The following is a 21,526-nucleotide window of genomic DNA, read 5'->3' as shown; positions in this document are numbered from 1 at the left end:
GCCCATGATAGCCAAGAAACGTCCTCAGCTTAAGGCCCAGGGTACAAATGAAACGAACCGCTTTCTTCATCTCCGACGGCACCGGCATCACGGCCGAAGCCCTGGGTCAGAGCTTATTGGCGCAATTCGAAACCATCAACTTCACCAAACTCACGCGACCCTACATCGATAGCGTGGAAAAAGCGCGCGCAATGGTACAACAAATCAACATTGCTGCCGAGAATGACGGTACGCGTCCCATCATCATCGACACCATCGTCAACCAGGAAATCCGCGAGGTTCTTGCCGAATCCGAAGGTTTCATGATTGACATTTTCTCGACCTTCCTCGCCCCCCTCGAACAGGAGTTGAGCTCGCATTCGTCCTACTCGGTCGGCAAATCCCACTCCATCGGGCACAACTCCAATTACATGGAGCGGATCGAGGCGGTGAACTTCGCCCTGGACAACGACGACGGCGCCCGCACTCACTATTACGACAAGGCCGACCTGATCCTGGTCGGCGTTTCGCGCTGCGGCAAAACACCCACCTGCCTGTATATGGCCATGCAATATGGCATTCGTGCCGCCAACTACCCCTTGACCGAAGACGACATGGAGCGCCTGCAGCTGCCTACAGTGCTGAAAAAGCACAAAGACAAGCTGTTCGGCCTGACCATCGACCCGGATCGACTGACCTCCATTCGCCATGAGCGCAAGCCCAACAGCCGCTACGCCAGCTTCGCCCAATGCGAGTTCGAGGTGCGCGAGGTGGAAAACCTGTTCCGCCGCGAAAACATCAACTTCATCAACTCCACCTATTTTTCCGTGGAAGAAATTTCCGCCAAGATCCTGGTGGAAAAAGGCGTTGAGCGGCGCTTGAAGTAAGCTGCAAGCAAGATTGTGCGACCCGCCTGCTCGACTTCAAATGAAACAGCCGGAGCGCAGGCCCCGGCATTTTCTTGCCGCTTGCCGCTCAAATGACGAAAAGATCCATGAAACGCTGCACCGGCGTGGCCTCGAGCGCCGCCTGGTCCCTGCACAAGGCAAGGATCTGCGCACAGCGCTGAGCGGGGAAGCGGGTTGCCAGGTTGGCCTTGAACTTGTCCTCCAGCAGCGGAATCCCTTCGGCCCGACGCCGCCGGTGACCGACCGGGTACTCGACCTCGACCCGCTCGGTGACGGTGCCATCCTTGAAGAACACCTGAACGGCATTGGCGATCGAGCGCTTGTCGGCCTCCAGGTATTCGCGGCTGTAGCGCGCATCCTCGACGATCTCCATCTTGCCGCGCAGCTCGTCGATGATCGGGTTGGCGACGTGGAAGTCGTCCTCGTAATGCTCGGCCACCAGATTGCCGAAGGCCAGCGGCACCGCGGTCATGTACTGGATGCAGTGATCACGATCGGCCGGATTGGCCAGCGTGCCGACCTTGGAGATGATGCGGATCGCCGACTCCTGGGTACTGATGACGATCCTGGCGATCTCATGCAGGCGGTCCCTGACCTGTGGGTGCAGGATCACCGCGGCTTCGCAGGCGGTCTGCGCGTGGAACTCGGCCGGGAAGCTGATCTTGAACAGCACGTTCTCCATCACGTAACAGCCAAAACCCTGGGGGAAACTGAACTGGCGCTGGCCCGCCGGTTTCAGCGCCAGATCCTGGTTGCTGTGACTGAACAGCACGTCGTAGAAGCCCCACTGCGGCGCGCTGAGCGCACCTGGGATGCCCATCTCGCCACGCAGGGCAATATCGGCCAGGCGCACGCCGCGGCTGCTAGCATCGCCCGCCGCCCAGGACTTGCGACTGCCGGCGTTCGGCGCATGGCGGTAGGTACGCAGCGCCTGACCATCGACGAAGACCTGGGAGATGGCCGCCAGCAATTGTTCGCGGCTGGCCCCCATCAGCTTGGCGCAGACCGCGGCCGAGGCCAGCTTGACCAGCAGCACATGATCCAGACCGACCCGGTTGAAGGAGTTCTCCAGGGCGAACACGCCCTGGATCTCGTGAGCCATGATCATCGCGTCCAGTACCGCACGCATGCGCAGCGGCGCCTCGCCCCGGGCCACGAGCTGCTGCGACAGGTGGTCGGCCACAGCGAGAATGCCGCCGAGGTTGTCCGACGGGTGACCCCACTCGGCCGCTAGCCAGGTGTCGTTGTAATCCAGCCAGCGCACGCAGCAGCCGATGTCCCAAGCCGCCTTGAGCGGATCGAGACGGAAAGAGGTGCCCGGCACGCGCGCGCCGTGTGGCACGACGGTGCCCTCGACCAGCGGCCCGAGGTGCTTGATGCACTCGGGAAAACGCAGGGCCAGCAGACCGCAGCCGAGGCTGTCGAGCAGGCAGTTGCGTGCGGTGTCCAGGGCCTCGGTGGACTCGACCTGGTAGTTCAGGACATAGTCGGCGATGTCCTGGATCACCTGGTCATAGTCGGGGCGGACGTTAAGGTCGACATTGGCGCTCATGCTTCGATCTCCCAGGTAGGTGTAAGGACTACACCCATTGTAGGAGCGGGGGGGGACGCCTAGTTCCATGCCCGCGAATCGCACGCATGGCGTGCTCCTACAATAGAGCCTGACGTTGCGCTGTCATTTCCCCGCGCAGCGGGCCTCAGAACGCATCGCCCGGCACACGCACCCAGCCTTCCATCAGCACGCGGGCGCTGCGGCTCATGATCGCCTTGGTCACCGTCCACTCGCCGTCGACCTGAGCGGCTTCGGCGCCGACGCGCAGGGTGCCCGAAGGGTGGCCGAAGCGCACCGCACTGCGCGCACCGCCGCCGGCGGCGAGATTGACCAGGGTGCCGGGGATCGCCGCCGCGGTGCCGATGGCCACCGCGGCCGTGCCCATCATGGCGTGGTGCAGCTTGCCCATGGACAGCGCGCGCACCAGCAGGTCGATCTCGCCGGCGGCGATCGTCTTGCCGCTGGAGGCGAGGTAGTCCCTGGGCGGCGCGACGAAGGCGATCTTCGGCGTGTGCTGACGCTTGGCCGCCTCTTCCGGCGTCTTGATCAGCCCCATGCGCAGGGCCCCGGCGATGCGGATCTGCTCGAACTTCTCCAGCGCCTCGGGATTACCGTTGATCGCCTCGCGCAGTTCGCTGCCGGTGTAGCCGATGTCCTCGGCATTGACGAACACGGTGGGGATGCCGGCGCTGATCATGGTCGCCTTGAAGATACCGATGCCCGGCACTTCCAGGTCGTCGATCAGGTTGCCGGTGGGGAACATCGAGCCGCCCTCCTCGCCGTCATCGGACGGATCGAGGAACTCCAGGACGATCTCGGCCGCCGGAAAGGTTACTCCGTCCAGCTCGAAGTCGCCGGTTTCCTGCACCTGACCATTGCTCACCGGTACATGGGCGATGATGGTCTTGTTGATGTTGGCCTGCCAGATGCGCACGACACAGGTGCCATCCTGCGGAATACGTGCCGGATCGACCAGTCCGGCGTGGATGGCGAAGGCGCCTGCGGCGGTGGACAGGTTGCCGCAGTTGCCGGACCAATCGACGAAGGCCTTATCGATGGAGACCTGGCCATAGAGGTAGTCGACATCGTGTTCGGGCACGCTGCTCCTGGACAGGATCACGCACTTGCTGGTGCTGGAGGTGGCGCCGCCCATGCCGTCGATGTGCGCGGAATAGGGATCGGGGCTGCCGATCACGCGCATGAACAGCGCATCGCGCGCCGCGCCCGGCATCTGGCAGCGCTCGGGCAGGTCCTGCAGACGGAAGAACACGCCCTTGCTGGTGCCGCCACGGATGTAGGTGGCGGGGATTTTTACTTGGGGCAAGTGGGTCATGGATGCTGTCCTGAAAAGAAAGTAGCCCGGATGCAATCCGGGACGAACCAATCAACGTCATCCCCGGATTGCATCCGGGCTACAGGTTTTGTCGTAATCCATAGGACGGACATGCCGAAGGCTTGTCCGCCCTATGGAATCAGGCGACGGCGCCTTCGAGGAAGTCCTGAGCGAAGCGCTGCAGCACGCCGCCAGCGTTGTAGACGTTGACTTCGGCGGCGGTATCCAGACGGCAGATCACCGGCACCCGGGTCACTTCGCCGTTGTTGCGCCGGATGACCAGGGTCAGCTCGCAGCGCGGCGACAGCTCGCCCTGGATGTCATAGGTCTCGCTGCCGTCGAGACCGAGGGTCAGGCGGGTGGTGCCCGGCTTGAACTCGACCGGCAGCACGCCCATGCCAACCAGGTTGGTGCGGTGAATGCGCTCGAAGCCTTCCGCGACTATCACCTCCACACCCGCCAGGCGCACGCCCTTGGCCGCCCAGTCACGCGAGCTGCCCTGACCGTAGTCGGCACCGGCGACGATGATCAGGCTCTGCTTGCGGTTCATGTAGGTTTCGATCGCTTCCCACATGCGCATGACCTTGCCCTCGGGCTCCACGCGGGCAAGCGAACCTTTCTTCACCGCACCGTCGACCACGGCCATCTCGTTGACCAGTTGCGGGTTGGCGAAGGTGGCGCGCTGGGCAGTCAAATGGTCACCGCGGTGGGTGGCGTAGGAGTTGAAGTCCTCCTCCGGCAAGCCCATTTTGTGCAGGTATTCGCCGGCGGCGCTGTCCAGCAGGATGGCGTTGGACGGCGACAGGTGGTCGGTGGTGATGTTGTCCGGCAGGATCGCCAGCGGGCGCATGCCCTTGAGGGTGCGCTCACCGGCCAGGGCGCCTTCCCAGTACGGCGGACGACGGATGTAGGTGGACATCGGACGCCAGTCGTACAGCGGGCTTTCGGCTTGCGCAATAGTGCCCAGATCGAACATCGGGATGTAGATCTGCTTGAACTGCTCCGGCTTCACGCTGGCGGCGACAATCGCGTCGATCTCTTCGTCGCTCGGCCACAGGTCCTTCAGGGTGACGGGGTTGCCGGCCTTGTCGGTACCCAACACGTCCTGCTCGATGTCGAAGCGCATGGTCCCGGCGATGGCGTAGGCCACCACCAACGGCGGCGAGGCCAGGAAGGCCTGCTTGGCGTAGGGATGGATACGGCCGTCGAAGTTGCGATTGCCGGACAGTACCGCGGTGGCGTACAGGTCGCGGTCGATGATTTCCTGCTGGATCACCGGGTCCAGTGCGCCGGACATGCCGTTGCAGGTGGTGCAGGCGTAGCCGACGATGCCGAAGCCGAGCTGCTCCAACTCCGACAGCAGGCCGGCTTCTTCCAGGTACAGCTTGGCGACCTTGGAGCCCGGGGCAAACGAGGTCTTGACCCACGGCTTGCGTAGCAGGCCCAGGGCATTGGCCTTTTTCGCCAGCAGGCCGGCGGCGACCACGTTGCGCGGGTTGGAGGTGTTGGTGCAGCTGGTGATGGCGGCGATGATTACCGCGCCGTCGGGCATCAGGCCTTCACTTTCTTCAATTTTGCCAGCCGCCAGCTTGGCTTCGTCGGCAATCCCGCGCTCATGCAGCGCCGAGGTCGGCAAGCGGCGATGCGGGTTGCTCGGGCCCGCCATGTTGCGCACTACGGTGGACAGGTCGAAGCTCAGCACCCGCTCGTACTCGGCGGTGACCAGCGCATCGGCCCACAGACCGGTGGTCTTGGCGTAGTTTTCCACCAACGCTACCTGTTCCGGCTCGCGGCCGGTGAGTTTGAGGTAGTCGATGGTCTGCTGGTCGATGTAGAACATCGAGGCGGTGGCGCCGTATTCCGGGCACATATTGGAGATGGTCGCGCGGTCGCCGATGGTCAGGCTGTCGGCACCTTCGCCGAAGAACTCAACCCAGGCACCCACCACGCGCTCCTTGCGCAGGAACTCGGTGATGGCCAGCACGATGTCGGTGGCGGTGATGCCGGGCTGGCGCTTGCCGATCAGCTTGACCCCAACGATATCCGGCAGGCGCATCATCGACGGCAGGCCCAACATCACGGTTTCCGCTTCCAGACCACCGACGCCGATGGCGATCACGCCCAGGGCATCCACGTGCGGGGTGTGCGAGTCGGTACCCACGCAGGTGTCCGGGAAGGCCACACCACCGCGCGCCTGGATCACCGGGCTCATCTTCTCCAGGTTGATCTGGTGCATGATGCCGTTGCCGGCCGGGATCACGTCGACGTTCTTGAACGCGGTCTTGGTCCACTCGATAAAGTGGAAACGGTCCTCGTTGCGCCGGTCTTCGATGGCGCGGTTCTTGGCGAAGGCATCCGGGTCGAAGCCCGGGGCTTCCACGGCCAGGGAGTGGTCGACGATCAGTTGGGTCGGCACCACCGGGTTGACCTTGGACGGGTCACCGCCCTTCTCGGCGATGGCGTCGCGCAGGCCGGCCAGGTCCACCAGTGCGGTCTGACCGAGAATGTCGTGGCAGACCACGCGCGCCGGGTACCAGGGGAAGTCCAGATCGCGCTTGCGCTCGATCAGCTGCTTGAGCGAATCGGTCAGGGCGTCCGGCTCGCAGCGGCGCACCAGTTGCTCGGCCAGCACCCGGGATACGTAGGGCAGCTTGGCATAGGCACCGGGGGCGATGGCATCCACCGCCTCACGGGTGTCGAAGTAGTCCAGGGCGGTGCCGGGCAGGTGTTTGCGGTATTGAGTGTTCATCATTTGCGGTCCTTAAGCGGCACAAACTTGAGGTCTTCGGGACCGACATAGTTGGCGCTGGGGCGAATGATCTTGCCGTCGATGCGTTGCTCGATCACGTGGCTGGACCAGCCCGAGGTGCGCGCAATCACGAACAGCGGGGTGAACATGGCGGTGGGCACGCCCATCATGTGGTAGCTGACGGCGCTGAACCAATCCAGGTTGGGGAACATCTTCTTGATGTCCCACATGATGGTTTCCAGGCGCTCGGCGATGTCGAACATCTTGCTGTTGCTCTGCTCGGCGGACAGTTCGCGGGCGACTTCCTTGATCACCTTATTGCGTGGATCGCTCACGGTGTAGACCGGGTGGCCGAAACCGATCACCACTTCCTTCTTCTCGACGCGGGCACGGATGTCGGCCTCGGCCTCGTCCGGGTTGTCGTAGCGCTTCTGGATCTCGAAGGCCACCTCATTGGCGCCGCCATGCTTGGGCCCACGCAACGCGCCGATGGCGCCGGCGATGCAGCTGAACATGTCGGAGCCGGTACCGGCGATTACCCGCGAGGTGAAGGTGGAAGCGTTGAATTCATGCTCGGCGTACAGGTTGAGCGAGGTATGCATGGCGCGCACCCAGGACTCGCGCGGCTTCTCACCGTGCAGCAGATGGAGGAAGTGGCCACCGATGGAGTCGTCGTCGGTCTCCACCTCGATGCGCTTGCCGTTGTGGCTGAAGTGGTACCAGTACAGCAGCGCCGAACCCAGCGAAGCCATCAGCTTGTCGGCGATGTCGCGGGCGCCCGGGTGGTTATGGTCTTCCTTCTCCGGCGACACGCAACCCAATACGGACACGGCGGTGCGCATCACGTCCATCGGGTGAGCGGACGGCGGCAATTGCTCGAGGGACGCCTTGAGGGCAGCCGGGATGCCGCGCAGGGCCTTGAGCTTGGCCTTGTAGGCAGCCAGTTCGGCGACGTTGGGCAACTTGCCATGGACCAGCAGGTGGGCGATTTCTTCAAATTCGCAGCGGTTGGCGAAGTCGAGCACGTCATAGCCGCGGTAATGCAGGTCGTTGCCGGTGCGGCCGACGGTGCACAGTGCGGTGTTGCCGGCAGTGGTGCCGCTCAGGGCGACGGATTTTTTCGGTTTGAAGCCTGGGGTGGTGGTTTCTGGGGTAGTGCTCATCACTTGTCTCTCCTCATCCGATCCGGTCGGGTATTTCTTGTTATGCGCGAGCCGCTGCGGCTCGCGCGCCGGTTATTTCTTGGCGGCGAACAGCGCGTCGAGGTGCTGCTCGAAGGCGTGGTAGTTGATGCGATCGTAGAGCTCCATGCGGGTCTGCATGGTGTCGATCACATTCTTCTGGGTGCCGTCGCGGCGCAGCGCGGTGTAGACGTTCTCGGCCGCCTTGTTCATGGCGCGGAAGGCCGACAGCGGGTAGAGCACCAGGGACACGTCGACGCCGGCCAGCTCTTCGGTGGTGTACAACGGCGTGGCGCCGAACTCGGTGATGTTGGCCAGGATCGGCGCCTTGATACGCTCGGCGAAGGTCTTGTACATCGCCAGTTCGGTGATCGCTTCCGGGAATATCATGTCGGCGCCGGCCTCGATGCAGGCGGCCGCGCGATCCAGCGCGGAGTTGAGGCCCTCGACTGCCAGGGCATCGGTGCGCGCCATGATCACGAAGCTGTCGTCGGTACGTGCATCCACCGCCGCCTTGATCCGGTCGACCATTTCCTGCTGGGTGACGATCTCCTTGTTCGGCCGGTGGCCGCAGCGCTTGGCGCCGACCTGGTCTTCAATATGAATCGCCGCGGCGCCGAACTTGATCATCGACTTGACGGTGCGCGCCACGTTGAACGCCGAGGAGCCGAAGCCGGTGTCGACATCCACTAGCAGGGGTAGGTCGCACACGTCGGTGATCCGCCGCACGTCGGTGAGTACGTCATCCAGCCCGGTGATACCCAGGTCCGGCAGACCGAGGGAGCCAGCCGCCACCCCGCCACCGGACAGGTAGATGGCCTTGAACCCGGCGCGCTGGGCCAGCAAGGCATGGTTGGCGTTGATCGCGCCGACTACCTGCAGGGGATGTTCGCTGGCGACCGCATCGCGGAAGCGCTGGCCGGGACTGCGCTGGCTGGAAAGCTGACTCATGACTCACCTCGGGGTTTGGCTGTCTTGGACTGGGCGTCCTGGTAGTGACGCTCGATGTTGCGCTTGGAGGCGCCGATGTGACGGCGCATCAACAACTCGGCTAGCTCGCCATCGCGCTCGGCGATGGCGTCGAGAATGCGGTGATGCTCGGCGAAGGCCTGACGCGGACGGTTCGGCGTGGCCGAGAACTGCAGGCGGTACATGCGTACCAGCTGGTACAGCTCACCACAGAGCATCTGCACCAGGGTGCGGTTGCCGCTGCCCTGGATGATCCGGTAGTGGAAATCGAAATCGCCTTCCTGCTGGTAGTAACCGACGCCCGCCTTGAAGGCCGCATCCTGTTCATGCAGGTCGAGCACCCGGCGCAGGTCGTCGATTTCCGCCTGACTCATGCGCTCGGCGGCCAGGCGGCAAGCCATGCCTTCCAGCGATTCGCGAATTTCATAGAGCTCGATCAGTTCGGCGTGATCGAGCGACACCACCCGCGCCCCGACATGAGGAATACGCACCAGCAGACGCTGGCCTTCCAGGCGGTGAATCGCCTCGCGCAGCGGCCCGCGACTGATGCCATAGGTACGCGCCAGTTCCGGCTCGGAGATCTTGCTGCCAGGGGCGATCTCGCCTTTGACGATGGCGGCCTGGATGCGACGAAAAACATGCTCGGACAGGGTTTCCGAGTCATCTTGAACGATACGGGGCAACTCAATGGTAGCGGACATATTGTCGACACATCATGCGTGATTTGCCTAAAAATTACTCGATAATAGCAATACTGTCAAACAATCAAACATCACTGTCGACACATTGCCAAATAACCAAAGGCATAAAGCGCCCATCATTTTTTGCATAAACGCCTATAAGCGTCTGTCGCAGCAGCAAAACCCCCGTGATAGAATGCCACCCACTTGCGCCTGGCCCAGCGTTGTCGCCATGCCTGCCAGAGTTCAACCCAGGTACAGCGGTCGTCCCGCCTCGCCCGCCGTCTTGTTATCTGACGACTGCGCTATAGCCAATAGGACTTATGAGACTCAAGCCCTTCGCCTCGCTGTTTTGCCTGCTACTGCCTGGCCTGAGTCTCGCCGCCGCAGAGAAATCCGTATACGGCCTGAATGAACACGCAATGCTGTTCAACCTTGGCCTGCAAGTGCCGGCCAAACTGGATACCGGAGCCAAGACAGCCTCCTTGAGCGCGCGCGACATCGAGCGTTTCAAGCGCGAGGGCGAACCCTGGGTACGCTTCTACCTGGCGATTGACGATGTCCATAGCCACCCGATCGAGCGCCCACTGGCGAGGATCAGCAAAATCAAACGGCGCGCCGGCGACTATGATCCAGAGGAAGAAAAAACCTATACCGCACGCCCGGTCATCGAACTGGATATCTGCATGGGCCAGGCTCTGCGCACAATCGAAGTGAACTTGACCGACCGTAGTGCATTCCAATACCCGCTATTGATCGGCTCCGATGCGCTGAAACGCTTCAGCGCACTGGTCGACCCAAGCCTTAAATACGCAGCCGGGAAACCTGGCTGTCCCCCTGACGCAAACACTGGCGCCACCCCTAATGAGTAATGCCCATGCGCTCTCTTAACCTGCATCTGAAAGTCCTGATCACGCTATTGGTGGGCCTGGGCATTCTGATTACGGCCTACCAGATATTCATCCTCGGCATTCCGCTGACCGAAGACGAAACCGATGACCTGTGGAATATCGACGCCAGAGTCGAGTTCCAGGCCAGCCCGCGTGAGCCAGTCAAGCTGCAGATGTTCGTGCCGCCACTGAACCAGGACTACGTCAGCCTCAACGAGAGCTTCATTTCCAACAACTATGGCGTGAGCATCAATCGCGCCGATGGCAACCGCAAGGTTACCTGGTCTGCCCGGCGCGCCAGCGGCAAGCAGACCCTGTACTACCGCCTGGTCCTGACCAAGCGCTACAGTGGCGAACAAGCCAAGAGCGAGGGGCCGATCTTCCGCGACAGCATTCCAGTGGAAGGTGCCGAGAAGATTGCCGCCGACGCCCTGCTCGCGCCGATCCGCCAGCACTCGGCGGACGTCGAAACCTTCATCAGCGAGACCATCAAACGGGTCAACAACGTCAACGACGACAACGTCAAGCTGTTGTTGGGCGGCGATGCCTCGACTCCGAACAAGGCCAATGTCATCGAACTGCTGCTTTCCATTGCGCACGTGCCGATGGAGCGCGTGCACACCGTGCGCCTGGCCGCAGAGATCCAGCAAAACCCCGAGCTGTGGCTGCGCAGCTTCAATGGCGAGAAATGGCTCTACTTCAACCCTGAGACCGGCCAACAGGGCATGCCGAGTGATCGCCTGATCTGGTGGATCGGCGATGACAATCTGGTCAACCTCGAAGGCGGCAAGCAGGCGCAAGTCAGCTTCACCCTGAGCAACAGCGAGATGAATGCCATCCGCCTGGCCAAGCTGACTGACGAAAGCACCGACGCCGACTTCCTCGAATACTCGCTGTATGGCCTGCCGCTCTCCACCCAGCAGACCTTTCAGATCATGATGGTGATCCCGCTTGGCGTACTGGTGATCCTGATCCTGCGCAACCTCGGGGGGCTGCAGACCCTGGGCACCTTCACCCCGGTCCTGATCGCCCTGGCCTTCCGCGAGACCCAGCTGGGCTTCGGCATCATCCTGTTCACCATCATCACCGCCCTGGGCCTGTCGCTGCGCTCCTACCTCGAACACCTGAAACTGCAGATGCTGCCCAGACTGTCGGTGGTCCTGACCTTCGTGGTGGTACTGATCGCGGCAATCAGCCTGTTCAGCCACAAGCTCGGCCTGGAGCGCGGCCTCTCGGTAGCGCTGTTCCCGATGGTGATTCTGACCATGACCATCGAGCGCCTGTCGATCACCTGGGAAGAACGTGGCGGCGGCCATGCCTTCAAGGTCGCCATCGGCACCCTGGTCGCCGCAACTCTGGCGCACCTGTTGATGAGCATTCCACAACTGACCTACTTCGTCTTCACCTTCCCGGCGGTGTTGATGATCCTGGTGGGCTTCATGCTGGCGATGGGCCGTTACCGCGGCTACCGCCTGACCGAACTTTTCCGCTTCAAAGCCTTCCTGAAGGATTGAGCCATGCTAGGTCTCTGGAAAACCTGGAAGGCCCTTGAAGCCAAAGGCATCATGGGCATCAACAGACGCAACGCGGACTACGTGCTGAAGTACAACAAGCGCAACCTGTATCCGATCGTCGATGACAAGATCATCACCAAGGAGCGCGCCATCGCCGCCGGCATCGACGTGCCGGAAATGTACGGCGTGATCGAGACCGAAAAGGGCATCGACAAGCTGCGCGAGATCATTGGCGATCGACCGGACTTCGTGGTCAAGCCGGCCCAGGGCGCTGGCGGTGACGGTATCCTGGTCGTCGCCGACCGCTTCGAGGATCGCTACCGCACGGTTTCCGGCAAGATCATCAGCCATGAGGAAATCGAACACCAGATCTCCAGCATCCTCACCGGCCTGTACTCGCTGGGCGGTCACCGCGACCGTGCGCTGATCGAATACCGCGTCACCCCCGACCCCATCTTCAAGAGCATCAGCTACGAGGGTGTACCGGACATCCGCATCATCGTGCTCAAGGGCTACCCAGTGATGGCCATGCTGCGCCTGCCGACCCGCCAGTCCGGCGGCAAGGCCAACCTGCACCAGGGCGCCATTGGCGTGGGCGTGGACCTGGCGACCGGGATGACCCTGCGCGGCACCTGGCTGAACAACAAGATCAGCAAGCACCCGGACACCACCAACTCGGTAGACGGCGTGCAGCTACCCAACTGGAATGGCTTCATGAAGCTGGCCGCCGGCTGCTATGAACTCTGTGGCCTGGGCTATATCGGCGTGGACATGGTTCTCGATCAGGAGAAAGGCCCGCTGATTCTCGAACTCAACGCGCGCCCGGGCCTGAACATCCAGATCGCCAACGACTGCGGCCTCACTCACCGCACCCATGCGGTGGAGGCGCGCCTGGCCGAGCTGGCGAAAAAAGGCATCAGCGAGACCGCGGAAGAACGCGTGCGCTTCGCCCAGGAACTCTTTGGTCACGTACCTAAAGTACCAAGCTGAACCAAGCAGACCCGTCTGGCTTTCTCGCGACCCGCGTCAAAGTCAGACGGATTGCCCGCGCAGGCATTGAAACCCCGAGAGGCCGCGCCCCTCCCCAGCCACTACCCAATGTTGTTCACTTAAGCCAAGTGAGCAGCGTTTTTTCGCCCGGATGCAATCCGCCCCACGCAACCGCTCCCGAATTGCACTGGCTACACCTTGAGCGCCTGGCTTACCGCTGGCGCCAGAGATGGCCGTTCAAGGGCATTACGCCTACGCGGCAACGGCATGCGGCAGTCGCGTAACGACGAGCGCCCGATGACCTGTCCTCTCCGGAAGCAGGCTGGACAACGGTTACAGCGCCGCGTCCTGGCCGAGCTGCAGGCCATACGACAAAAAGCACAAGGCCGGCTGAGAGGCCGGCCCTGTGCTTGGAGACTAACCGATCAGCGCTTGGCGACCAGGTCCTTCGGCAGCTTGAAGGTCCAGAGCATGCCGCCCTGGTTGAAGTTCTTCACCCGCTTGGCCACTTCGCCGCCCCACAGCGGTACCGCACCGCCCCAGCCGGAGAGTACGGAGACATACTGCTCGCCGTCCATTTCCCAGGTAACCGGGGAGCCGAGCACGCCGGAACCGGTCTGGAACTCCCAGACCTTGTCGCCGGTCTTGGCATTGAAGGCCTGCAGGAAGCCCTCGGGCGTTCCGGTGAATACCAGGTTGCCCTTGGTGGTCATCACCCCGCCCCACAATGGCGCGAAGTTCTTGTGACGCCAGACTTCCTTACCGGTTTTCGGGTCGATGGCGCGCAGCACGCCGATGTAGTCCTCGTTCAGCGGACGGATGGTAAAACCGGCACCGAGGTAGGCCGCGCCCTTCTTGTAGGCGATCCCCTCGTTCCAGATGTCCATGCCCCATTCGTTGGACGGCACATAGAACAGGCCGGTGTCCTGGCTGTAGGCCATCGGCATCCAGTTCTTCGCGCCGAGGAAGGCCGGCGCGGCGAATACCGAACTGCCCTTGGTCTCGCCACCCGGCGCACCAGGGCGGTTGGCCTCGTCGTAGATCGGCCGGCCGTTCTTGTCCAGGCCCTTGGCCCAGGTGATCTTGTCGACGAAGGGGAAGCCGCGAATGAACTTGCCGTTGGTGCGATCGAGCACGTAGAAGAAACCGTTACGGTCGGCGGTGGCCGCGGCCTTGATGGTCTTGCCGCCTTCCTGGTAGTTGAAGGACACCACCTCGTTGACGCCGTCGAAGTCCCAGCCGTCGTGCGGAGTGGTCTGGAAGTGCCACTTGATGGTGCCGTCGTCCGGGTTCAGGGCCAGGCGCGAGGACGAATAGAGGTTGTCGCCAGGGCGCAGGTGCGAATTCCATGGCGCCGGGTTACCCGTACCGAACAGCAGCAGGTTGGTTTCCGGGTCGTACAGGCCGCCCAGCCAGGGTGCCGCGCCGCCGGTCTTCCACAGGTCGCCCGGCCAGGTCTTGCCGGCTTCGCCGCCGGAGATGCCGTTCTCGACCGCCTTGCCGTCCTTGTAGACGTAACCCATGTGGCCTTCCACGGTCGGCCGGGTCCACAGCAGTTCGCCATTTTTCGGGTCATAGGCTTCGATCTTGCCCACGACGCCGAATTCGCCACCGGAAACCCCGGTGATCAGCTTGCCATTGATCACCAGCGGCGCCGCGGTGATCGAGTAACCGGCCTTGTGATCGGCGACGCTCTTGCGCCACACCACTTTGCCGGTGTCCTTGTTCAGGGCCACCAGCTTGGCGTCCAGGGTGCCGAAGATCACCAGGTCGCCGTACAAGGCCACACCACGGTTGATCACGTCGCAGCACGGACGGATGTCATCCGGCAGGCGCGCATCGTACTGCCAGAGTTCCTTGCCGGTGCGCGCATCCACGGCGAACACCCGCGAGTAGGAGGCGGTGACGTACATCACGCCGTCCTTGATCATCGGCTGGGCTTGCTGGCCGCGCTGCTTTTCACCACCGAAGGACATCGCCCAGACCGGGCGCAGATCCTTGATGTTGTCAGTATTGAGGATATCCAGCGTGCTGTAGCGCTGACCTTGCAGGCCCATGCCGTTGGTCACGATCTGGTTGGTGGAGTTCACATCGTCGAGGATTTCCTTATCGGTGACAGCCAACGCCGAAGCGGCGGGGAAGAACATGGCGGTGCACAGTGCACTCAGCACCAAGGGCTTGCGTAGACCGGAGTGTTTCATTGCGGTTACCTCTGCGGGTTAATTGTTATCCCCGGGAAATTTTCCCGGTCTGCCGCTAATTCTTGGCTGCAGGGGCTCGGGCAACAATTGATCGCAGTGCCGATTTAACTACTCCCTTGGTAGCAATACTTGTCCGCCACGACAGACAGCGCACTATTTCCGTGAGCGCGATCGGCTGGCAATCCGTTGCAGCTCTTTTTGCCCGCGCCACAGCGCTCGCGGCCTGCTCCGGCGCCTGCGCCGGTTCCGCCATCGCGACTTAAGTGCCACCCTGGCCACCTGAAAAGAGCATACCCAACGCGCCCCGCAGCGTTTAGAAAGTGCGCTCCCCACGCCAAGGAGCGAGCCCCCATGGCCCGCATCACCCTCATCTGCTGCCTGCTACTCGGTTGCCTGGGCAATAGCCTGCAAGCCGAACCGATCAAAATCGGTCTCAGCTACCCACGCACAGGCAATTACAAGACCGAAGGCCTGGAACTGCACCGCGGCGCGCTGATGGCGGTGGACGCCATCAACAGCAGTGGCGGCCTGCTCGGGCGTCCCGTGCAGCTACTGACCCGCAACAGTGCCTCGCGCGCGCAGAACGCCCGGAACAATGTCGAGCGTTTCGCCCGCCAGGGCGCGCAGATGGTCTTCGGCGGCGCCACCAGCGAAGAGGCAATCACCGCTGGCAAGCGCGCCCGGCAGCTCGGCCTGCTGTACTTCGCCACGCTCAGTTATGCCAACGAAGTCACCGGCCGCGAGGGGCACCGCTACCTGTTCCGCGAGTCCAACAGCGCCCTGATGAGCGCCCGCGTGCTCGGCGAATACCTCGGTTGGCACATGCCGCGCCAGCGTTACCACTACATCATCGTCGACGACACCTGGGGGCGCAGCATCGAAAGCGAGCTGCGCGCCACCACCGGTAGCCAGGATCGCGCCCGTCACGGCCGTAGCGCCCTGCCCTCGTCCAGCGCATTGCGGCGGCACTACCTGGACGCCCTGCACAAGGCCGCCGCCAGCGATGCCGAGATCCTGGTGCTGGCGCTGCTCGGCGAAGACCTGCGACACACCATGCGCCTGGCGCACAACCTGGGACTGCACACGCGCATGCAGATCATAGTGCCGCACCTGAGCAAGAGCATCGTGCAACAGGCCGGCCCCAAGGTCATGCAAGGCGTGATCGGCACCGAGTCATGGACCTGGCAAATACCCGCCCAGGAAAAAAGCCCGGCCGGGCAAGCGTTTGTCGACGACTACATTCGCCAGCATGGAGAATATCCCGACAGCGCTGCCGCCTCGGCCTATAGCATCGTCCAGCAATGGGCCGATGCCGTGCGCCGCAGCGCCAGCCTGGACAGCGAGAAACTAATCCAGGCCCTCGAGAATCACCGCTACAGCCTGCTCAAGGGCCCCCAGCAATGGCGCACCTTCGATCACCAGAATGTGCAGAGCATCTATGCGATCAGGGTCAAGACCCGCAGTCAGATAATGCAGGACCCACTCAAACAGGATTACTTCGAGATCATCCACCAGATGTCCGGCGAGGCCGCAGCACAGAGCCACGATGACTGGCAGCAGGAGCGCGGGGAAGATCTGGTGCTGCACTAGCAGGCCGTTGAAAAACTACCTGCGTTGGCAATACTGCGTTAAAAACAGGCTCGGAATGCTCATTTACAGCTCGTAAACTCCGCTTCTTCGCCTGTTTTTGCCTTGTCTTGCCTGCCTCGCCTACGTTTTTCAACGGCCTGCTAGCAGCCAAAATCCTCCTGCAACATCAGCAACTGCAGATCCACCGCCTCCTCGGCTGCCTGCAATGCCGTGCGCCAAGTAGCGACGCAAGCAGCCAGATCCGCTTCCTGCTCGGCCCGCTGCAACCATTGCAAACGATCATGCCAATCGCCCAGGGCCGACTGCGCCGCCTTCAGGCGCGCCAGGGTGTTGGCCGACAATCCGCTCAGCTGTGGATAGGCCTCGGCGCCGTAGCGCACGCGCTTGATCAACAAGCGCAGGCGGTGGCGATCATGCGCCGGATCGACCAGCGCCTCGCCCAGGCGTCGTTGCTGCTTGGCCAAGCGACGTTTGACCCGTTTAGCCAGGCCAGTCAGTTCGGCGTCCGCCGCGGCTTGGCGCCACGAATGCGGCCACTGGTCCAGCGCCTCGAACAGCGCCGGCAGCGCATCGTCGGCCAGCAGCGCTCGATACCCCTCGAGCAGCCGCGGCTGACGCCGGCTGACCGCATCGCGCATGCCCAGCCCCTGCAAATGGGCGAGCAGCACCTCGAGATCACGCAACGGCCCGCTGATTCGCCCAAGCTCGGCCGCCTGTTGCTGCAGCGCATCGCAGGCCTCCACGCCGCGCAGCGGCCGCAGCAGGCTGCGCAGCTTGCGCAGGGCGATGCGCAGATCGTGCAAGGCCTCAGGATCGGTCGCCGCCAGCAAACGTTCGCGGCAGGCATACAGTGTTATCTGCAGACGCAGAACCTGTTGCAACTCGGCTCCAATAAATCGCCCCATGGCATCCGCCCTTCCGACCCGCTGGAACTGCCAGCTTAGCAGGGCGCCGGGAGATTGCTGGGCGCGCAGGTAGTACCAAGCATTTCCGGCGCACAGTCCGCACCTTACGGATCGCGAGTCGCTGCCGAGCGCCAGGGCAACGCCCGGCGCAATAGCGCCAGGTGCGCGCGCAACGCTGCCGGGCATACCCCGTCTCCACCATAGCGCTGCGCCTCGAAGGCGGCCGCGAAGTCCTGGATAACCTGCGCCTGGACCGGCAAGGCCAGGGACGCACGCTCGGCAAAGGCCCGTGCGCCTTCGCCCGGCTGACGCTGCACGGCATGCCGCGCCAGCAAGCGTTCGAAGCGCTGGAACAGGCGTTGTTGCGGATCACGCTCGCGCCGCCAGGGCTTGAATAGCCAGAGCGCCAGCAACCCCAGCAGCAGCCCACCACCGCCCACCAGGCTAAGCGCCAGGACCCGGGCGTCGATACGGCCGAACCAGCGTTGCAGTAACTGCAGCTGCTGCGCGCCCTGATAGCCGAGCACCAGGCGCTGCCAGCCATGGTTGAGGTTGTCCCAGCCCAGGCGCAGCTGGTTCAGCCAAGTCAGCTGGCGGTACCGCAACGGCGAGAAGGGCGAGTCCTCGAGAAAGCTCTGCTCGTCGCCCAGCGCCTCCTCCAGACCCTGCTCGATGCGCTCCGGGGCCACCTGGAAGGTCGGATCGACACTCACCCAGCCCTTGCCCGTCTGCCAGTATTCGACCCAGGCATGGGCATCGAACTGGCGCACCTGGACGTAGTCGCCGCCGGGGTTGTACTCGCCGCCCTGGTAGCCGGCCACCACCCGTGCCGGGATGCCGGCCGCGCGCAGGACGAAGGTCATGGCGCCGGCGTAATGGGCGCAGAAGCCGTTGCGAGTCTCGAAGAGGAAATCATCGATGCTGTTCAACCCCAACCGCGGCGGGCGCAAGGTATAGCCGAAGGGCTCGCGGTTGAAATGGCCGAGCACGGCCTGCACCAACTGCTCGGGCTGCGGATATTGCCGCTTGAGTTCGGCACCCCAGGCGCGGCTGCGTGGGTCGCCGTCCTCCGGTAGTTGCAGGGCTCGGCGCAGGTTGTCGCTGGAGCCAGCCGGCTCGCGCACTGCCGCCGGCCAGGACGTCACCTGGTAGAGCAAGGTGCGTTCGACCGGCCGCCCGCGCTGCAGGCGGTAATCGCTCATCTGCCGGGTGTTTTCCAGGCTGGTTTCGGCCACATCCAGGGCGAACAGCCAGGACTGCGAACTGGGCTGCATGAGGATGCTGTAGCGCAGCGGCTCACCCTGTTTCTCCCAGGCCGGCGCCAGCGGCAACCGGGCGAAGGCGGACTGCGACCAGCGTCGGCCGTCGAAGTGCTCGAAGGTCAACGCCCGCCAGTAGAGTTGCTCGCGTGGCGGCACCTCGCCCGTGAAGCTGGCGCGAAAGGCCAACCCGCCCGAGCGGCTCAATTCGGCAATATCCGCCGGCGCCATGCTCTCGGCCAAGCCGCTGAGCGCGCGCTCGCTCGGCAACGGCAGCGACCACAGCGGCCCCATACGCGGGAAGAACACGAACAGCAGGAGCATCAGGGGCACGGCCTGCAGCAGCAAGCCGGCAGCCAAGCGTGCGGTTGCCCAAGGCTGCGCGGCGACGCCGCTCTGCTGCAGGCCGATCAGGGCCGCCAGCAGGGCGGTGACCGGCAGCAGGCTGAACAGCGCGGCAAGCAGGCTGTCGTCGAACAGGTAGGCGCTGACCACCACGAAGAAGCCGAGAAAGATCACCACCAGAGCATCGCGGCGCGTACGCATTTCCAGCAGCTTGAGGATGAAGGCGGCCACCAGCAACACCACCCCGGCATCCAGGCCGATCAGGCTGCCGCGGGAAAGCAACACGCCAACGGCCACACCGAGCATCAAGCCGGCCTTGACCCAGGCATTCGGATAGCCGGCACGCATGCGCAGGATCTGGATGCGCCAGGCCGCGCAGCCCAGCCACAGGCCGACGATCCACAGCGGCAGATGGCTCAGGTGCGGCACGATCACCAGCAGTTGGGCGACCAGCAACCAGGTCAGGCTGATCCGCGGAATCACCGCCGGCCCGCTCACCCCGGCGTACCGAACAGAGCCAGGGCGCGCAGACAGGCATCGCGGTGCTGCTCGCCGCTGGCGGGCGCCAGCAACTGGCCCGGCAAGCGCAGGGCGAAGGGTTGCTGGCGCTCGGACAGTTGCAGCACCCAATGACAGAGCAGCGACAGGCGCAGCTCGACATCGCCCGTAAGCGCCTCGAAATCCAGCCAGGGGTCGCGCCCGCTGAGCGCGGCGAAGTCCTTGACCAGCAGGCCCTGGCCACGGGAATAGGCCTTCCAGTGCAGACGCCGTTTGGAGTCGCCGGGCTGGTAGCTCTTCAGCCCCTGGAAATCCTCGCTTCCCGGCCCCAGGGCACGCATGCCCTGCTCGTCCAGCTGGTCATCAGCGCCCGCGACTAGCGGCAGCTCGCCCTCCAGCGGTTGCGGATAGACCAGCAGCGCCTGATCCAGATCGACCCAGCTCCAGGCCACCAGGAGCCCCAGCGGGAAACGACTCTCGACCCGCAGGCGCCCGGCTCGCAACCAGCCACGGCGCAGCGCCGGCAGGCTCAGCTCGCACTCGCTGACGCCCTGCGCCGGCACATCCCGGGTCTGATACGCCGTGCCCGGCCAGCCCAGGGCGATCGCCTGGTGCGCCCGTGCGCTGCTTTCCAGGCGCAGGCGCAACTGCCCCTGCTCGCCAACGAACACCGGCCGTGCACCAGCGGCTTTGAGCATCAAGCCCGCCAGGTTGCGGTAGGTGTGCAGGATGGCGACGATAAACACCGACGCCAGCAGAAACGTCAGGGCATAGGCCAGGCTGTTCTGGTAATTGATCGCGGTCAGCAGCATCAGCAGCAGCGCCAGGGCAAATGCCAGCCCGACCCGGGTCGGCACAATGAAGATCCGCCGCTGGCTCAGGCGCACGCTGGCGGCGGGAGGAATCCGTCGGCCCAGCCAGCGCTGCCAGCGTTGCTTGAGCTGTTGCCTCAAAGCGCCGGCACCTCGCGCAGCAACCATTGCACCAGGGCGCCGCCGCCATGTCCGGCCGGATCGCTGCGCTCGCGCAGGCGGTGGCCGACCACCGCCGGCAACACCGCCTGCACATCCTCGGGAATCACATAATCGCGGCCGTCGAGAAAGGCCCAGGCCCGCGCAGCGGCGAGCAAGGCCAGGCTGGCGCGCGGCGACAGACCCCAGGCGAACTGCGGCTGGCTGCGGGTGGCATCGACCAGGCGCAGCACATAGTCGATCAGCGCATCGCTGGCGCGCACCCTGGGCACCTCGGCCTGGATCAGCGCCAGCTCGGCGTGGTCGAGAATGGCCTCCAGGCGCGGCAGCAACGAGCGCCGCGAATCACCGAGGAGCAGGGCTTTTTCCGCGGCCTTGGCCGGGTAACCGAGCGACAGGCGCATGAGGAAGCGATCGAGCTGCGACTCGGGCAAGGCAAAGGTGCCGCCCTGGCTCACCGGGTTCTGCGTGGCGATCACGAAGAACGGATCCGGCAGCGGCCGGGTCGCGCCCTCGATGGTCACCTGGCCCTCCTCCATGGCTTCGAGCAGCGCGCTCTGGCTCTTCGGCGTGGCCCGATTGATCTCGTCGGCCAGCACCAACTCGGCGAAGATCGGCCCCGGATGGAAGAGGAACTGCCCGCTCTCCCGGTCGAACACCGAGGTGCCGAGAATGTCGCCGGGTAACAGGTCGGAAGTGAACTGGATGCGCTGAAAGCTCAGGCCCAGCACCCTGGCCAGGGCGTGGCTGAGGGTGGTTTTGCCCATGCCCGGCAAGTCCTCGATCAGCAGATGGCCGCGGGCCAACAGGCAGGCCAGGGCCAGGCGCACCTGCGGCTCCTTGCCCAGCAGCACCTGATTCACCGCGTCCAGGCAGGCATTCAGTCGTGTGCGCATCGTTCGCTCCGGGCTTATCCAAGTGCGTCGATGCTACTGGCCGGCATCCGGCGGGCAAAGCGCCGTGAAACCTTTGCTGACGAAACTGTCGGCGCGGTTCGCACTTTCGGGCGAAA

General features: G+C 63.7%; 16 protein-coding genes. 5 read left to right on the top strand and 11 right to left on the bottom strand.

Translation table 11 applies throughout. From position 1 onward, the window contains the following. Positions 1 to 47: 47 nt before the first annotated feature. Entirely contained in the window at positions 48 to 866 is an 819-nt protein-coding gene (gene ppsR, locus BM315_RS10170; protein ID WP_090500510.1) for a posphoenolpyruvate synthetase regulatory kinase/phosphorylase PpsR, read from the top strand. A gap of 88 nt (positions 867 to 954) precedes the next feature. Here the strand turns inward: ppsR and prpD are convergent, their stop codons facing one another. From prpD to BM315_RS10140, 6 genes are all read right to left on the bottom strand, one after another. Next, positions 955 to 2,439, bottom strand: coding sequence for a 2-methylcitrate dehydratase (prpD, locus tag BM315_RS10165; protein WP_090500508.1), 1,485 nt, complete (start codon positions 2,437 to 2,439; stop codon positions 955 to 957). A 145-nt stretch (positions 2,440 to 2,584) separates the two neighbouring features. Further along, a complete protein-coding gene (gene prpF, locus BM315_RS10160; protein WP_090500506.1) occupies positions 2,585 to 3,772 on the bottom strand; it encodes a 2-methylaconitate cis-trans isomerase PrpF in 1,188 nt (395 codons plus the stop codon). A 139-nt stretch (positions 3,773 to 3,911) separates the two neighbouring features. After that, positions 3,912 to 6,521: a Fe/S-dependent 2-methylisocitrate dehydratase AcnD gene (gene acnD, locus BM315_RS10155; protein ID WP_090500504.1), complete on the bottom strand. Its 2,610-nt coding sequence runs from the start codon at positions 6,519 to 6,521 to the stop codon at positions 3,912 to 3,914. After that, positions 6,521 to 7,684: a bifunctional 2-methylcitrate synthase/citrate synthase gene (prpC, locus tag BM315_RS10150; RefSeq protein WP_090500502.1), complete on the bottom strand. Its 1,164-nt coding sequence runs from the start codon at positions 7,682 to 7,684 to the stop codon at positions 6,521 to 6,523. The genes acnD and prpC overlap by 1 nt, the downstream gene beginning before the upstream one ends. Before the next feature lie 72 nt (positions 7,685 to 7,756). Then, complete coding sequence (gene prpB / locus BM315_RS10145) at positions 7,757 to 8,653, bottom strand: methylisocitrate lyase (protein ID WP_090500500.1); 897 nt, start codon at positions 8,651 to 8,653, stop codon at positions 7,757 to 7,759. Next, on the bottom strand, positions 8,650 to 9,372 hold the full coding sequence (locus BM315_RS10140; RefSeq protein ID WP_090500497.1) for a GntR family transcriptional regulator: 723 nt from the start codon (positions 9,370 to 9,372) through the stop codon (positions 8,650 to 8,652). Before BM315_RS10140 ends, prpB begins: the two co-directional genes overlap by 4 nt. Positions 9,373 to 9,674: 302 nt before the next feature. Between BM315_RS10140 and rloA the strand changes: the two genes are divergently transcribed. From rloA to BM315_RS10125, 3 genes are read left to right on the top strand one after another with little or no spacing between them, the layout of a single operon-like run. Continuing rightward, positions 9,675 to 10,223, top strand: coding sequence for a retropepsin-like aspartic peptidase RloA (gene rloA, locus BM315_RS10135; RefSeq protein WP_090500494.1), 549 nt, complete (start codon positions 9,675 to 9,677; stop codon positions 10,221 to 10,223). 5 nt (positions 10,224 to 10,228) lie between these two features. Beyond that, on the top strand, positions 10,229 to 11,755 hold the full coding sequence (rloB, locus tag BM315_RS10130) for an osmotic stress tolerance membrane protein RloB (protein ID WP_090500492.1): 1,527 nt from the start codon (positions 10,229 to 10,231) through the stop codon (positions 11,753 to 11,755). Between the two features lie 3 nt (positions 11,756 to 11,758). Continuing rightward, positions 11,759 to 12,745: an alpha-L-glutamate ligase-like protein gene (locus BM315_RS10125; protein ID WP_090500490.1), complete on the top strand. Its 987-nt coding sequence runs from the start codon at positions 11,759 to 11,761 to the stop codon at positions 12,743 to 12,745. 425 nt (positions 12,746 to 13,170) lie between these two features. On the opposite strand, the gene BM315_RS10120 is transcribed toward BM315_RS10125, so the two are convergent. After that, on the bottom strand, positions 13,171 to 14,946 hold the full coding sequence (locus BM315_RS10120) for a PQQ-dependent methanol/ethanol family dehydrogenase (RefSeq protein WP_090500488.1): 1,776 nt from the start codon (positions 14,944 to 14,946) through the stop codon (positions 13,171 to 13,173). Positions 14,947 to 15,297: 351 nt separating this feature from the next. On the opposite strand from BM315_RS10120, the gene BM315_RS10115 reads away from it, so the two are divergent. Further along, positions 15,298 to 16,536 (top strand): ABC transporter substrate-binding protein, encoded by a 1,239-nt coding sequence (locus BM315_RS10115; RefSeq protein ID WP_090500486.1) that lies wholly within the window; start codon positions 15,298 to 15,300, stop codon positions 16,534 to 16,536. Positions 16,537 to 16,676: 140 nt separating this feature from the next. Here BM315_RS10115 and BM315_RS10105 read toward each other — a convergent pair whose 3' ends face one another. From BM315_RS10105 to BM315_RS10090, 4 genes are all read right to left on the bottom strand, one after another. Next, positions 16,677 to 17,441, bottom strand: a complete 765-nt coding sequence (locus BM315_RS10105) for a CHAD domain-containing protein (protein ID WP_090500482.1) — start codon at positions 17,439 to 17,441, stop codon at positions 16,677 to 16,679. A gap of 104 nt (positions 17,442 to 17,545) precedes the next feature. Beyond that, positions 17,546 to 19,543, bottom strand: a complete 1,998-nt coding sequence (locus tag BM315_RS10100; RefSeq protein WP_090500480.1) for a transglutaminase TgpA family protein — start codon at positions 19,541 to 19,543, stop codon at positions 17,546 to 17,548. Next, positions 19,540 to 20,496, bottom strand: a complete 957-nt coding sequence (locus tag BM315_RS10095; protein WP_090500478.1) for a DUF58 domain-containing protein — start codon at positions 20,494 to 20,496, stop codon at positions 19,540 to 19,542. The genes BM315_RS10100 and BM315_RS10095 overlap by 4 nt, the downstream gene beginning before the upstream one ends. Next, on the bottom strand, positions 20,493 to 21,410 hold the full coding sequence (locus tag BM315_RS10090) for an AAA family ATPase (RefSeq protein ID WP_090500476.1): 918 nt from the start codon (positions 21,408 to 21,410) through the stop codon (positions 20,493 to 20,495). Before BM315_RS10090 ends, BM315_RS10095 begins: the two co-directional genes overlap by 4 nt. Positions 21,411 to 21,526 lie beyond the last annotated feature (116 nt).

Origin of the sequence: Pseudomonas borbori, from assembly GCF_900115555.1 — a bacterium.
Classification (GTDB): domain Bacteria; phylum Pseudomonadota; class Gammaproteobacteria; order Pseudomonadales; family Pseudomonadaceae; genus Aquipseudomonas; species Aquipseudomonas borbori.
This window is presented reverse-complemented; position numbering and strand designations above follow the sequence as displayed.